The sequence below is a fragment of the Sphingopyxis granuli genome, from assembly GCF_001559015.1.
GTDB classification, from domain to species: Bacteria; Pseudomonadota; Alphaproteobacteria; order Sphingomonadales; family Sphingomonadaceae; genus Sphingopyxis; species Sphingopyxis granuli.
In genome coordinates, this window is the sequence record NZ_CP012199.1 from 29,293 (window position 1) to 42,999 (window position 13,707).

Sequence of the window (13,707 nt, forward strand, 5' to 3'; positions counted from 1 at the left end):
CGAAGATGGGGCTTGCCATCGTGACAAGGTCAAGTCCGGGCGCGCCCTTTTTTCTCCCCTTGACCTTCCCATCGTTGGAAGCCGCACAATCCGGTCAAATGAGCAAATCCGGAGAAGCTGTCATGTCCGATATTATCGAATTGCCGCGGAAAAGCGGCGGCCCTGTTGCCGAGCCGGAACGGCTGAATCTCGCCGTCGCGGGCATGACCTGTGCCTCATGTGTCGGCCATGTCGAAAAAGCGATCGCCAAACTGCCGGGCGTGAGCGGGGTCAGCGTCAATCTGGCAACCGAGCGCGCCGATGTGACCTTCACAGGTGCATCGGACCCGCATTCCGTCGTGCAGGCGATCGAGCGCGCTGGTTACGCGGTGCCCGAGGCCGATGTGGAAATCGGCGTCGCGGGCATGACCTGCGCCTCATGCGTCGGTCACGTCGAAATGGCGCTGTCCAAGGTGCCGGGAGTCATCACCGCCACCGTCAATCTGGCAACCGAAAAGGCCAGCATCCGCTACCGCAGCAGCATCGCGTCTCTGGACGATCTGGAAGCCGCGATCAGCGGTGCCGGTTATGAACCGCGCCGGATCGAAGGCGACGGCGCGTCAACCGATCAGGACGCTTCGGCGCGCGAGCAGGAACTTGATAGCCTGCGCCGTTCGCTGTTTCTCGCCGCGACGCTGGCGTTGCCGGTGTTCGTGTTGGAGATGGGCTCGCACCTCATCCCCGCCGTCCATGATTTCGTCATGGGTACGATCGGGATGCAGGCGAGCTGGCTGATCCAGTTCGTCCTCACCACACTGGTGCTCTTCGGGCCCGGGCTGCGCTTTTTCCAGAAGGGCATTCCCGCGATCCTGCGCGGCACCCCTGATATGAACTCGCTCGTCACGCTGGGGACAAGCGCCGCTTGGGGCTATTCGCTCGTCGCGACCTTTGCCCCCGGCGTCCTGCCGCCCGGCACCGCCAACGTCTATTATGAAGCCGCGGCGGTGATCGTCGCGCTGATCCTGCTCGGTCGCTACCTCGAGGCCAAGGCGAAGGGGCGGACGTCGGAGGCGATCAAGCGGCTGGTCGGGCTTCAGGCGAAAACCGCGCGCGTCGTGCGCGATGGCACGGCGCTGGAAGTCGCGCTCGCCGACGTCCGAACCGGCGACATCGTCCAGGTCCGTCCGGGCGAGCGCGTGCCGGTCGATGGCGAGGTCGTTGATGGCAGTTCCTGGGTCGACGAGTCGATGATCACCGGCGAGCCGGTCCCCGTGGCCAAGACCGCAGGCGCGGCCGTCGTCGGCGGTACGATCAACAAGACCGGCGCCTTCACCTTCCGCGCGACCAAGGTCGGCGCCGACACCGTTCTGGCCCAGATCATCCGCATGGTCGAGCAGGCGCAAGGGTCGAAGCTGCCGATCCAGGCAATGGTCGACAAGGTCACCGCCTGGTTCGTCCCCGCGGTGATGGGGATCGCAGGACTGACCTTCATGATCTGGCTTTTCTTCGGCCCCGATCCGGCGTTGACCTTTGCGTTGGTGAATGCGGTCGCGGTGCTGATCATCGCCTGCCCGTGCGCGATGGGTCTCGCGACCCCGACGTCGATCATGGTCGGAACTGGGCGCGCTGCCGAGCTAGGCGTGTTGTTCCGCAAGGGTGAAGCGCTCCAGACGCTACGCGACGTGACGGTCGTGGCGCTCGACAAGACCGGCACGCTGACCAAGGGCCGCCCCGAGCTGACCGACCTTGAACCGGCCGCAGGCTTCGGGAGTGAGGAAGTATTGGCGCTGGTCGCCAGCGTCGAAAGTCAGTCCGAGCATCCGATTGCCGAAGCCATCGTGGCAGCCGCGGCCGCGCGGGGGCTTGACGTGTCATCGCCCGCGACGTTCGAAGCCATTCCCGGTTACGGCGTATCGGCGAAGGTCGGCGGCCGTGAGGTCCAGGTCGGTGCCGACCGCTTCATGATCAGGTTGGGGCACGATGTCTCAGCCTTTGCCGCCAAGGCCAGTGAACTCGGGGCGATGGGCCGGTCGCCGCTCTATGCCGCGATCGACGGCAAGCTCGCGGCGGTGATCGCGGTCGCCGATCCGGTCAAGGAGACGACGCCGGAAGCGATCCGCGCGCTGCATGATCTCGGGCTCAAGGTCGCGATAATCACTGGTGACAATCAGGCGACCGCAGATGCTGTGGCGCGCACGCTCGGGATCGATGAAGTCGTCGGCGAAGTGCTTCCCGACGGAAAGGTCGATGCGATCAACCGGCTTCGTGCGGGCGGCCGCAAGGTGGCGTTCGTCGGCGACGGCATCAATGATGCCCCCGCGCTCGCCGAGGCCGACGTCGGCCTTGCGATCGGCACGGGCACCGATGTCGCGATCGAGTCCGCCGACGTGGTGCTGATGTCGGGCGACCTGCGCGGCGTGGTGAATGCGATCGCGCTGTCGAAGGCGACGATCCGGAACATCCAGCAGAATCTGTTCTGGGCGTTCGGCTATAATGCGGCGCTGATCCCTGTGGCAGCGGGCGCGCTCTATCCGTTGAACGGCACGTTGCTGTCGCCGGTGTTCGCCGCCGGCGCGATGGCGTTGTCGAGCGTCTTCGTGCTAAGCAACGCACTCAGGTTGAAGACCTTCCGGCCGGTGATCGCCGCCAACAAGGGAAAAGAAGGAGAGGCGGCATGAACATCGGCCGCGCCGCGAAAATATCGGGCGTCTCTCCAAAGATGATCCGTTATTACGAGCAGACGGGTCTCATCCCCAAGGTTGCGCGTCAGGACTCGGGCTACCGCGACTATGACGACGCCGACGTGCACCGCCTGCGCTTCATCCGGCGCGCGCGTGATCTTGGCTTTACCGTGGAGCAGATCGGCGAGCTGCTGGGCCTCTGGTCCGACCGAAGCCGCGCCAGCGCCGACGTCAAGGCTTTCGCGCTCGAACATATCGAGCGGCTCAAGGAAAAAATGGCCGAGATCGAAGCCATGGTGCGGACGCTTGAGACGCTTGCCAATCATTGCCACGGTGACGACAGGCCCGATTGCCCGATCATCGAGGGGCTGGCGGAAGAGGGGGATGCGATGCCGCGCCTCCAACCGCGCGAACCCCGGCGCTTCGGCAGGTCCGGCGGACAATCCGCCCGGCGCCATGCCGCGGGTTCGTCGAACCGCACGCACTAGCCCTGGCCTCGGGATCATTTGGCCCTTCCGTATGCGGAGGAGCTTTTCCTGATTCTTCGCGGGACATAGCCTTGGCCAACGCGGTCGCCGCACGCCGGATTACTGTTGCAGCAGAGCTCCGCCTACCAACAGGCGCGGTGTCTTCTACGGGTTCATGCGCATTCGACGCCGACGAAGAAAATCTCTTGACCCTCCAACGATGGAAAACCGCACCCCCGAAATATGAGCTCGCCATCCATCCGGATCGGCGAGCACGGATTCGGAGGTTGAGATGCGAAAATCGAGGGTCGCCGCGGCGCTGGGCGCGATATTGGCGACGGGGCTCGTGGTGCTTTGGGTGCGCGGGCCGGAAGGCGGCGAGCAGGCCGCTGCGCCGGGGCCGCCGATGGTTCTGGCGGCATCAGTCGTCGTGCAGGACCATGTGCCGCGCTCCACCTATAACGGACGCCTGACTGCGGTCGAGACGGTCGAACTCAAACCGCGCGTCTCGGGCTATATTGCCGACGTCAGCGTTCCCGAGGGGCAGATTGTCCGGCGCGGGCAGATTCTTTTTCGCCTCGATAATGCGCCCTTCGCGGCGCGGCACGCCGCAGCCCGCGCGGCGACGCGTGAAGCCGAGGCGCGGCTGGGACTCGCGCAGGCCGAGGATGTGCGCGCCCGACGGCTCGTCGCCGAAGGTGTCGCCGGGCGCGAGCGTTCGGACGTGACGACCGCGACCTTGCGTGAACGTGAAGCGCAGGTTGCGTCGGCGCGTGCGGCCGAACGGCTCGCGGCGCTCGACCTTCGCTATGCCGGCGTCGAAGCGCCCATCGCGGGCCGGGTCGGCCAGATTCTCGTCACCCGCGGCAATCTGGTTGCCGGCGGCGAGACGGCGACGCCGCTCACCACCATCGTCTCGGTCGATCCGCTCCACGTCGAATTCGACGTCGACGAGGCGACCTATCTTCGCTCGCTCGCCGACCGCCGCGGTCAGGGCGCCGAGGCCAAGGTCGGCGTCCGCCTCGAAGACGGCAGCACCCGAATGGCGCGGCTGGACTTCATCGGCAACCGTCTCGACCGTGCGACGGGGACGATCCGCGCGCGCGCGGTCCTGCCCAATCCGGGTGGCCGTCTGGCGCCCGGCCTGTTCGCCGAAGTCGATGTCGCGACCGACAAGGCCCGGTCCGCGATCCTCGTCAGCGACATCGCGATCGGTGTCGAACAGGGGCGGCGCTTTGTCCTCGTGCTGGGCGCAAAGAATATGACCGAATATCGGCCCGTGACGCTCGGCCCCATCGTCGATGGCCTGCGCGTCGTCGAGACGGGCTTGCGGCCCGGCGACCGCGTCGTCGTCAAGGGGCTGGCTGGCCCCGGCATGGCGGTCAAACCCAGGATCGTCTCGATGCCGCGCGGCAATGGCATGCAGAAAACCAGCGTCCAGCGGGAGCCGGCACGATGAACTTCCCCCGCTTCTTCATCGACCGGCCGATCTTCGCGATCGTGCTGTCGGTGCTCCTGCTGATTGCCGGGCTGCTCGCGCTCCTCCGGCTACCGCTCAGCGAATATCCGGCGGTCGCGCCGCCGACGGTGACCGTTGCCGCGGCCTATCCGGGCGCCTCGCCCGAGGTTATCGCCGAAACCGTCGCCAGTCCGATCGAACAGGCGGTCAACGGCGTCGAGGGCATGCTCTATATGTCGAGCCAGGCCGCCACCGACGGCCGGATGACGCTCACGGTCACCTTCGCGCAAGGGATCGATCCCGACATCGCGCAGGTTCAGGTCCAGAACCGCGTATCGCGCGCACTGCCACGACTGCCCGAGACGGTGCAGCGGCTCGGCGTCACCACACAGAAGGTTGCACCCGACGCGCTGATGGTGGTGCATCTTCTGTCGCCATCGAAGCGCTATGACCCGCTCTTCATCTCCAACTATGCGCTGCTTCAGGTCCGCGACGAAATCGCGCGCATCCCCGGCATCGCCGACGTGGTCGTGTGGGGTGCCGGTGAATATTCGATGCGCGTCTGGCTCGACCCGGCGCGGATCGCTTCGCGCGGGTTGACCGCGAGCGATATCGTCGCCGCGATCCGCGCGCAGAATGTCGAAGTCGCCGCGGGCAGCGTCGGGCGGCAGCCGAACCCCGCCGCCGCGCAACAGGTCGCGCTCGACGTGAAGGGCCGCCTTGCGACCGAGGAAGAATTTGCTGCGATTGTCGTCAAGACTGGTGCCGACGGCCAGCTCACCCGGCTCGGTGAGGTCGCCCGGATCGAAATGGGCGCCAATGATTATGCGCTGCGTTCGCTGCTCGACGGCGAACCCGCGATCGCGCTGCAGATATTGCAAAGCCCCGGCGCCAACGCGCTCGACACCGCGGCCGAGGTCCGGGCGACGATGGACCGCCTCTCGGGCGAGTTTCCCGACGGGCTGGTTCATCGCATCGCTTATGATCCGACGATCTTTGTCAAGGCTTCGATCGAAAGCGTGATCGTCACGCTGATCGAGGCGACCCTGCTCGTCGTCCTCGTTGTGATCCTCTTCCTCCAGACCTGGCGCGCGTCGATCATTCCGCTTGTCGCGGTGCCCGTCTCGTTGGTCGGGACATTGGCGGTCATGTATGTGTTCGGTTTTTCGCTGAACACGCTATCGCTGTTCGGGCTGGTGCTCTCGATCGGCATCGTCGTCGATGACGCGATTGTCGTTGTCGAGAATGTCGAGCGTCATATCGGGCTTGGCGAATCTCCGCGCGAGGCCGCGCGTAAAGCGATGGCGGAGGTCACCGGCCCGATCATCGCGATCACCTCGGTTCTCGCCGCGGTCTTCATTCCCACAGCCTTTCTGGGCGGGTTGCAGGGCGAATTTTATCGCCAGTTCGCGCTCACCGTCGCGATCTCGACCATCTTGTCGGCGGTGAACTCGCTGACGCTGTCGCCCGCACTCGCCGCGATACTGCTCAAGCGTCATGATGCGCCGCGCGACAGCCTCCAACGTGCGATCGACAAGGGCTTTGGTTGGCTGTTCCGGCCGTTCAATCGCGCCTTCGATCGCGGCTCGCTCGCCTATGTCGGTGGCGTGCAGCGCGTCATCCGGCGGGGTGCGGTCGCGGGACTGACCTATGCCGGGTTGCTCGGCCTGACCTGGTTCGCCTTTGACAAGCTGCCCGCCGGTTTCGTGCCCGCGCAGGACAAATATTATCTCGTCGGCATCGTGCAGTTGCCGAACGGCGCGTCGCTCGATCGTACCCAGGCGGTGGCCGAACAGGTCTCGAAGATCGCACTGGCCGAGTCCGGCGTCGAAAGCGTCGTCGCTTTTCCGGGCCTGTCGATCAACGGCTTCGTCAACGTGCCCAACGCCGCCGTCATGTTCGTGATGCTCGATCCTTTTTCCGAGCGCACGTCGCCGGACATGGCGGCCGGCGCAATCGCCGGGCGGCTGCAGGGCAAATATGCGGCAGTCCCCGACGGCTTCGTCGGCATATTCCCGCCGCCGCCGGTTCCCGGCCTCGGCGCCACCGGCGGGTTCAAGATGCAGATCGAGGATCGTTCCGGCGCGGGCTACGAGGCGCTAGCGGCAGCCAACGCCAAGGTGATGGCTGCCGCCGCCAAGGAACCCGCGCTCGCCGGGCTGATGACCAGCTATAATGTTGCCTCGCCCGAACTTTCGGTCGATGTCGACCGGACCAAGGCCGCGGCCCAAGGCGTCGCGATGACCGATGTGTTCGAGACGATGCAGGTCTATCTCGGCTCGCTCTACGTCAACGACTTCAACCGCTTCGGCCGAACCTATCAGGTCTATGCACAGGCCGAAGCCGACGCGCGGGCCCAGCCCGATGCAGTCGGGCGGCTTCAGCTCCGCAACGCGCAGGGCGATATGGTCCCGCTCGCGACGCTGGTCTCCACCTCTCCGGGCGCCGGACCGGACCGCATCATCCACTATAACGGCTTTCCATCGGCCGATATTAGCGGCGGCCCCGCGCCGGGCTTCAGCTCGGGGCAGGCGGTTGCAGCAATGGAACGGATCGCGCGCGCCGAACTGCCAGAGGGCATGACATTCGAGTGGACCGACCTCACTTATCAGGAAAAGACCGCGGGCAACGCCGCCCTCTACGTCTTCCCGATCGCGGTGCTGCTCGCCTTCCTGATCCTCGCGGCGCAATATAACAGCTGGACGCTGCCGCTTGCGGTCCTGCTCATCGTGCCCATGTGTCTGCTCAGCGCGCTTGTCGGGGTCTGGCTGACCGGCGGCGACATCAACATCTTCACGCAGATCGCCTTTGTGGTGCTGGTGGGGCTGGCCGCGAAAAATGCGATCCTGATCGTCGAGTTTGCGCGCGCGCAGGAACATGAAGGTCTCGATCCGCTCGCCGCGGCGCTCGAGGCCTGCCGATTGAGGCTGCGTCCGATCCTGATGACGTCGATCGCCTTCATTGTCGGCGCGGTTCCGCTGGCGATCGCCACGGGGGCGGGCGCTGAAATGCGGCAGGCCATGGGCATTGCGGTGTTCGCCGGCATGCTCGGGGTGACACTCTTCGGCCTCTTCCTGACTCCGCTCTTCTACGTCGTGATCCGCAAGGTCGTTCTGCGGCGCGCGGCGCGGCGCTCTTCAAACCCGGACACCAAGCCGCAGGAATTGACCCCATGACATTGATCGCCAAACTTTCGCCCGCCGTTCTTCTTGGCCTTGCCGGGTGCGCCACCGCTGGCTCCAATTATGTTCCGCCGTCGATCGAGGCACCCGGCGCCTATGCCGCACAGCCGGTGGGCATAGGCGGCACGTCTGCCGAGGCCGCCTGGTGGCACCAGTTTGGCGATCCGGCGCTCGATAGTTTGATCGCCGAGGCGCTCGCCGCGAACCTCGACGCGCGGCTCGCCGTCGCGCGGCTCGACGAGGCGCGCGCACTCGCCGGCGTATCGCGTGCGGGACGGCTTCCCGGCGGCGGTGTCGATGCCTCCTATCAGCGTCGCCGTCTGGCCGATGCTGAGCGTCCGGGCGGTCAGCCGCGTGAAGGGGATGCATTGCGCCTCGGGGCAGAAGCTAGCTGGGAGGTCGACCTGTTCGGTCGTGTCCGCCGCGGGGTCGAAGCCGCCGAGGCCGAGGTCGGCGGCGCCGAAGCGCTGCTACGCGCCGCCCGCGCAGCGGTCACCGCCGATGTCGCCGGCCATTATTTCGAATTGCGCGGAAGCGAGGCCGCGCTTGCCATCGCGCACCGCCAGATCGAAACCCAGCGACGCTCGCTCGACGTCACGCGCAAGCTGGAACGCGCTGGCGCTGGCGCACGCTTTGACGTCGTTCGCGCAGAGGCCGCGCTGTCCGCGGTCGAGGCGACGCTGCCCGGGATCGAACAACGCATCGGCACTGCGCGCCACGCCCTTGCCGTGCTACTCGGCCAGACGCCGCAAAACTTTGTCGGTCCCGCCGTTGCAACAACCAGCCTGCCGCATATTGCGCAGATCGGCGTCGGTGCCCCCGCCGATCTGTTGCGGCGGCGGCCGGATATCGCCGCCGCCGAGCGCACACTCGCCGCCGCCACCGCACGGCGTGGCGTCGCCGAGGCCGACCTGTTTCCGACGGTACGCCTGTCCGGCTTCATTGGGCTCCTCGCTGGCGGGTTTGAATCGCTGTTCACGGGCGGTGCGGTCGCTTTTGCTGGCGGCCCCAGCCTCGATTGGGGTGTGTTCGACATGCCGCGTCTGCGCGCGCAAGTCCGCGTCGCCGATGCTCGCACCGATGCGGCGCTGATCGATTACCACCGGACCGTCCTGATCGCCCTTCGCGATGTCGAGGACGCGCTGACGGCCTATGGTGCAATCCGGACCGGTCTTGCGATGCGCGACCAGCAGGTCGGCGCCAGCCGCGAGGCGGCGCGGATGGCGGCGGTTCGCTTTCGCGAGGGTGAAGGCCAATATCTGGACGTTCTCGATGCCGAACGCAGCCTCTACGAAGCCGAAGCCACGCTCGTCGCGGCGCGCACAGACCATCTCCTGTCTGTGGTCGAAATCCACCGCGCTCTCGGCGGGGGCTGGGAGGTTTGTGAAGGGGTGGGCAGTCCAAATTGTACCGGAGGGCGTACATTCGGCCATTAAATATTATAATAGGTAAATATTATAATAGGAATGCGGCCGGTTTGCACCTGATCCAGCTCGTAGCAAGCCGCGAAGTCGCTGCCCAAAACCTGCCGTTCGAGCATTTCGAAGCCCCGTCAGCAACGCGCCCGTTTTTAGTCGAACGCCCGGTAGGATCCCGGCGCACACCAGCGAACTTGCCCGGCGGTTACGAAGAAGTGGCTCGCACACCCAGTCGTTCGCCACACCGACGGGCGAAGCGACACGCGTCCTTTTCCGTCAGTCTCCAGCGTCCAACGCGGAAAGCGCTTGCCGAGAAAACGAAGGTGCAGCGTTTCGCCGCAGCCGCAAGGGCAGGCGAGGTAACCGAAGGCCGGACCATCGGCGCCGCGGCGGACATAGAGGATGTTGCGCGCGAGCCGGGACGGCACGTCGCCGACCTCCCGTTTCACGATCGCGGGGCGGCGCCAGCCGCCGATCTTCCAGCGGACCGCGCCGAATGCTGCGAGGAGCCGGCAGAGCAGTTTGCGTCCGGGTATCACGACGGGCGGCCGAGGCGGGGCAGCAGCAGCGGCGGGTTGGTCGTTCCCCGCCCGACGTGGCTGGCGAGATTGGCGTCGGGTTCGCCGTCGGGGCGCAGGATGATGCGGCCGTGCGACATCGAGATGCGCTGGATGGCGAAATCGCCGTTCGGACGAGTGCGGAACGGATGGAGGCGGGCGAGCAGCTCGTTCACGGCCATAGATGCGACCATGGTGTTGATGCTGATCACCGCGGGGCGATCGACGACGATGCCGCGCACATAGCCGCGGCGGACCTGATCCTCGTAGAAATCGGGATCGGTGCGGCGCAGCACATCGGCGTGCAGTTCGGCCTCCGAATAGACGCCGCGCGAGCGCAGGCTCGAGCCGCCCGGCTGAATATAGTGCACAACCCCCGACACCGCGTTCACCCCGCCGCTGCCATCGGCATCGATGCGCACGCCGAGATCGAAATAGGGCAGCGTATAGAAGGTCGCGATGCGGTTCAGCGTGTCGCGGCCCTCGATCGAATCCATGCAGCCGAACAGGACATCGCACGTCGCGAGGCGGGCGATCGCCTCGGGGCTGTCGGCGAATCCTTCGACGATTTCCACTTTCGTGCCGAGGCCGATGCGGTCGATATGGTTCTTCATCATCCGCGCCTTGTTGACCTCGGCGGCCGCGTGACGGCGGGTCGCGCCGTAGATGCGGTTGAGATTCTTGGCCTCGACATGGTCGGGCTCGATCAGCACGACCCGGCGGACGCCGAGACGGACGAGCATCTCGACCGTCGGGCTGCCGCTGCCGGACACGCCGACGACCCCGACGCTCAGCGAGCCGAGGCTTTCGGTCGTGTGATCGCCGAACATCTGCCGGTGACGAACGTCGAAGTCGGCGCGCGTCAGGCTCGGGCGGCCCGGCCAGATGAGGATATCGTCGCCGACGACCGACACGCGGTCGAGCATGCCGCGCGGTCCGCCGATGCCGACGCGGCGGCCGAAGATTGACCCATCGGGCAGCATGATCGCGCTCACATGTTCGCCGACAACCTTGAGGCCCACGGCGTTGAAGAGGTCGAGGTCCGAGGCATCGTCCTGCGAGGAGAACTGCCGGTAACCGCCCGGATGCGAGTGGATCTTGAGGATCGCCAGATTGTTTGCTCGCGCCTCGGCGAGCAGCGCCTTGAGGCGGCACGTCGGCCAGGTGATGCGGTCCGGCGCCCGCAGGCATTCGTCCGACGGGATTTCAACAATCCGGTGAACGACGAAGACGCTGCGGCCCTCGATCATGGAGCGGCCGCACAGACCGACGGCGATCGCTTCGAGGCCGGTGCCGTCGAAGAGGTGGCTTGCGAGCGTCGCGTGCTGCGACTGGTTCAGGCGCAAGATGTGCATGACCCTTATCCTTCCTAACGCTTCTTGAATTCGTTCTTCAGCCAGGCGCGAACGCGGCGGAGGTGGGTGCAGAGCGAGTCGACCCCCTGCCGCCACGGGTAGTGACGCGACCATTGCTGGAACGAGCGGTTGTCGATCGAAAGCGCGCTGAGGTTGTTGATGACCTTGCCGTCGGCGCGGCTCAGCGGCGGGCTGAAATAGACCATGTCGATCATGCCGGCGGGATAAGCATCGAGACGGATCGCGACGTCCGCCTGCGCGACGTTATAGCCTTCGGGGATGGGGTGCTGCCGGAGGAGCAGCCACCGCGCCCCGCCCTGGGCGATGGTTTCCCAAGGACATCCGAGTGTTTCGAGCACCCGGATGTCGTCAGGACCGAGGTTGAACTCCCGGCGCATTGCGATCAGCCCTCGGTCTCGTCGAGCGGGAAGGTCTCGAAGACCTCGATGCCGCACTCGCCGAGGTCGACCTTTTCGTCGACGCCGATCGAGACATAGTGGCCGCCGTGGAGACGCTTCTCGAGTTCGTACTTCTCGATCGGCGTCTTGCCGCCCGCGACGAGGATTTCGCGGCCGGTGACGAAGCGGCGATCGAACACGTGGTAGATGTGGTCGATCTTCACCTTGTAGCGGTGCGCGTGCGGCGGCGGCTGGTTGGCGCGGCCGCATTCCTCGACATCGACGATATCGACGATGACGATGTCGTGACCCTTCTCGTGCTTGATCTCGACGTCGACATCCGCGCCGGTGCGGTTGTTGATGATCACGATCTCGGGATCGTCGTCCTTGCGATCGCGGGGGTGGTTGTGGGTATCCATAAACAGATCCTTCTACTCAGCTGGCCAACAGCGGCGGCTGTGGTGCTAAATTGGCGAAGCAGTGCTAAGTTGTCAAGGGGGCTAAGATGTGCTTGACAAATTTAGCACCTGCGCCTAGTTTCGTGGTCCCCAAAAACTAGGATGGGTGATTTATGACCGATGAAAGGACAATCGATGAGGAGGGAACTGATCTCGGGGGGTTTCTGAAGAAAGTGCGCCAATCGCGCGGCCTCTCGCTCCGGGAAGTCGAGCGCTTGACGGACGGCACCGTCTCGAACGGCTATCTCAGCCAGTTGGAGAATGGGAATATCGACAAGCCGTCGGCGATGATGCTGCACCGGCTTTCGAATGCCTATAAGCTCGATTATCACGAAATCATGAAGCGGGCAGGGTTCCTGACCGAGGCGGAAGAACCGCTCAACAGAATGGCCACGTCCGTACTGGGTGAATTGACCTCCGACGAGGAAGACCAGCTTCTGGCTTTCCTCGGCTTTCTGCGACGTCAGAAGAAATAATGCTGGCAGACGACTGTAGCGTTTCGTACGAACAGCTCGTCGCCATCCGGGCCGCCGCCGACCGCGCCTTGCGGGACGGCGGCGCTCTCGGCATCTTTCCCACGCCCGTCGACGACATCATGGCCGCAGCCCGGATCGAAATGGTCCCGCTGGCGATCGACGAGGGCTATCTCGCGAAACTTCGCCGCAAGGCGGAAAATGCCGGCAAGGCGCTGCTCACTGCGCTGTCGAAAGCATGGGGTGTTTTCGACCCACGGTCGCGAATCGCCTTTATCGACCCCGAAACGCCGGACGCCAAGCTTCCCTTCCTGAAACTCCACGAGGGCGGCCACGCCCTGCTCGAATGGCAGAGCATCTTCGGCCTGTTCGAAGATTGCCGGATGACGCTCGATCCGTTCATCAAGGCGCAGTTCGAACGCGAGGCCAATGTCTTCGCCTCCGAAGTCCTGTTCCAGATGGACATCTTCGCCGAGGAAGCAGGCGACCTGACGTTCGGCATGGCGGCGCCGCTGCAGCTTGCGAAGCGTTATGGCGCCTCGGTCTATGCCACGGCCCGGCGATATGTGATGGCGAGCGACCGCGTCTGCGCGGTCCTGATCTTCAATCCGCCGATCGAGGAAGCCTTCGGGCAATCGGTCAGCAGCCTGCGTCGCGTCGTCGCGTCGCCGTCGTTCGAAGCGCGCTTTCCCGCGATGGCCTGGCCGCGGGAAATCCGCTCGCGGGAAGCCTTCGCCCGGCTGATCCCCGATCGCCGGATGACACGCCCGCGGACGGTGAGCTTTCTCGACGCCAATGGCGAACGTCAGGAATTCATCGCGGAATCCTTTCGAAGCCGCCACCAGACGCTCGTGCTTCTGCACTCCGTTGCCACGCTTCAGCGCCGGGTCTATCTCCCGGCCCAGCACAGCCTCTCGCTCTTCTAGGCCATGGCACAGATTCTCGGCTATCTTTCGGACGATGAGGCGAGCGCGTTCCAGCAATATGCCGCTGAACTTCGGCTCGATGTTACGGCGCTTGCCAATCTGTTGATTGTCCGGGAACTCAGACGCGAGCGGCTTGCCGCGCTTCGACCGCTCCACGACCGCGACCTTGGCGGCCAAGGAAAGAAGAAAATCGTCGCGCATCAGTCCGATCCCGAAACCAAGGCAGCGTTCAAGGCGCATGCGATCGCGCGTGATCTGAAACCAAGCCGCGCCGCGGCAATAATATTCCGCGCGGAACTTGCCGAACGCTGGCTAGCCGTCAGTATGGATCTAAGTCAATTTGACTCAGTTTGA

Annotated in this window: 12 protein-coding genes; 8 read left to right on the forward strand and 4 right to left on the reverse strand. The window is 65.2% G+C overall.

All coding sequences use genetic code 11. From position 1 onward, the window contains the following. Positions 1-122: 122 nt before the first annotated feature. The 5 genes from SGRAN_RS00140 (at position 123) to SGRAN_RS00160 (ending at position 9,204) form a co-directional block, all read left to right on the forward strand. Positions 123-2,657, forward strand: coding sequence for a heavy metal translocating P-type ATPase (locus SGRAN_RS00140; RefSeq protein WP_067179659.1), 2,535 nt, complete (start codon positions 123-125; stop codon positions 2,655-2,657). Continuing rightward, complete coding sequence (cueR, locus tag SGRAN_RS00145; protein WP_067179662.1) at positions 2,654-3,148, forward strand: Cu(I)-responsive transcriptional regulator; 495 nt, start codon at positions 2,654-2,656, stop codon at positions 3,146-3,148. Before SGRAN_RS00140 ends, cueR begins: the two co-directional genes overlap by 4 nt. Before the next feature lie 271 nt (positions 3,149-3,419). Then, positions 3,420-4,586, forward strand: coding sequence for an efflux RND transporter periplasmic adaptor subunit (locus SGRAN_RS00150; protein ID WP_053555735.1), 1,167 nt, complete (start codon positions 3,420-3,422; stop codon positions 4,584-4,586). Further along, positions 4,583-7,762 carry an efflux RND transporter permease subunit gene (locus SGRAN_RS00155; RefSeq protein ID WP_067179666.1) on the forward strand — a complete coding sequence of 1,060 codons (3,180 nt, stop codon included), beginning with the start codon at positions 4,583-4,585 and terminating at the stop codon, positions 7,760-7,762. Before SGRAN_RS00150 ends, SGRAN_RS00155 begins: the two co-directional genes overlap by 4 nt. Continuing rightward, a complete protein-coding gene (locus SGRAN_RS00160) occupies positions 7,759-9,204 on the forward strand; it encodes an efflux transporter outer membrane subunit (protein WP_053555734.1) in 1,446 nt (481 codons plus the stop codon). The genes SGRAN_RS00155 and SGRAN_RS00160 overlap by 4 nt, the downstream gene beginning before the upstream one ends. A 134-nt stretch (positions 9,205-9,338) precedes the next feature. Here SGRAN_RS00160 and SGRAN_RS00165 read toward each other — a convergent pair whose 3' ends face one another. From SGRAN_RS00165 to SGRAN_RS00180, 4 genes are read right to left on the reverse strand one after another with little or no spacing between them, the layout of a single operon-like run. Then, a complete protein-coding gene (locus tag SGRAN_RS00165; RefSeq protein ID WP_053555733.1) occupies positions 9,339-9,725 on the reverse strand; it encodes a DUF6527 family protein in 387 nt (128 codons plus the stop codon). Then, on the reverse strand, positions 9,722-11,098 hold the full coding sequence (locus SGRAN_RS00170) for a ThiF family adenylyltransferase (protein WP_067179671.1): 1,377 nt from the start codon (positions 11,096-11,098) through the stop codon (positions 9,722-9,724). Before SGRAN_RS00170 ends, SGRAN_RS00165 begins: the two co-directional genes overlap by 4 nt. A 14-nt stretch (positions 11,099-11,112) precedes the next feature. Continuing rightward, positions 11,113-11,496, reverse strand: a complete 384-nt coding sequence (locus SGRAN_RS00175) for an E2/UBC family protein (protein WP_053555731.1) — start codon at positions 11,494-11,496, stop codon at positions 11,113-11,115. Between the two features lie 5 nt (positions 11,497-11,501). Then, positions 11,502-11,915 carry a multiubiquitin domain-containing protein gene (locus tag SGRAN_RS00180; protein ID WP_053555730.1) on the reverse strand — a complete coding sequence of 138 codons (414 nt, stop codon included), beginning with the start codon at positions 11,913-11,915 and terminating at the stop codon, positions 11,502-11,504. A 152-nt stretch (positions 11,916-12,067) separates the two neighbouring features. Here SGRAN_RS00180 and SGRAN_RS00185 point away from each other — a divergent pair, with 152 nt between their 5' ends. The 3 genes from SGRAN_RS00185 to SGRAN_RS00195 are packed head-to-tail and all read left to right on the forward strand — an operon-like array spanning position 12,068 to position 13,707. Continuing rightward, a complete protein-coding gene (locus SGRAN_RS00185) occupies positions 12,068-12,430 on the forward strand; it encodes a helix-turn-helix domain-containing protein (protein WP_053555729.1) in 363 nt (120 codons plus the stop codon). Then, entirely contained in the window at positions 12,430-13,353 is a 924-nt protein-coding gene (locus SGRAN_RS00190) for an ImmA/IrrE family metallo-endopeptidase (RefSeq protein WP_067179674.1), read from the forward strand. The genes SGRAN_RS00185 and SGRAN_RS00190 overlap by 1 nt, the downstream gene beginning before the upstream one ends. 3 nt (positions 13,354-13,356) lie before the next feature. Further along, entirely contained in the window at positions 13,357-13,707 is a 351-nt protein-coding gene (locus tag SGRAN_RS00195; protein ID WP_053555727.1) for a hypothetical protein, read from the forward strand.

What these genes read in the sequence shown, in the direction of transcription:
- SGRAN_RS00140 (WP_067179659.1), top strand. Translation starts at nt 123, where the DNA reads ATGTCCGATATTATCGAATTGCCGCGGAAAAGCGGCGGCCCTGTTGCC.
- cueR (WP_067179662.1), top strand. Translation starts at nt 2,654, where the DNA reads ATGAACATCGGCCGCGCCGCGAAAATATCGGGCGTCTCTCCAAAGATG.
- SGRAN_RS00150 (WP_053555735.1), top strand. Translation starts at nt 3,420, where the DNA reads ATGCGAAAATCGAGGGTCGCCGCGGCGCTGGGCGCGATATTGGCGACG.
- SGRAN_RS00155 (WP_067179666.1), top strand. Translation starts at nt 4,583, where the DNA reads ATGAACTTCCCCCGCTTCTTCATCGACCGGCCGATCTTCGCGATCGTG.
- SGRAN_RS00160 (WP_053555734.1), top strand. Translation starts at nt 7,759, where the DNA reads ATGACATTGATCGCCAAACTTTCGCCCGCCGTTCTTCTTGGCCTTGCC.
- SGRAN_RS00170 (WP_067179671.1), bottom strand. Translation starts at nt 11,098, where the DNA reads ATGCACATCTTGCGCCTGAACCAGTCGCAGCACGCGACGCTCGCAAGC.
- SGRAN_RS00175 (WP_053555731.1), bottom strand. Translation starts at nt 11,496, where the DNA reads ATGCGCCGGGAGTTCAACCTCGGTCCTGACGACATCCGGGTGCTCGAA.
- SGRAN_RS00180 (WP_053555730.1), bottom strand. Translation starts at nt 11,915, where the DNA reads ATGGATACCCACAACCACCCCCGCGATCGCAAGGACGACGATCCCGAG.
- SGRAN_RS00185 (WP_053555729.1), top strand. Translation starts at nt 12,068, where the DNA reads ATGACCGATGAAAGGACAATCGATGAGGAGGGAACTGATCTCGGGGGG.
- SGRAN_RS00190 (WP_067179674.1), top strand. Translation starts at nt 12,430, where the DNA reads ATGCTGGCAGACGACTGTAGCGTTTCGTACGAACAGCTCGTCGCCATC.
- SGRAN_RS00195 (WP_053555727.1), top strand. Translation starts at nt 13,357, where the DNA reads ATGGCACAGATTCTCGGCTATCTTTCGGACGATGAGGCGAGCGCGTTC.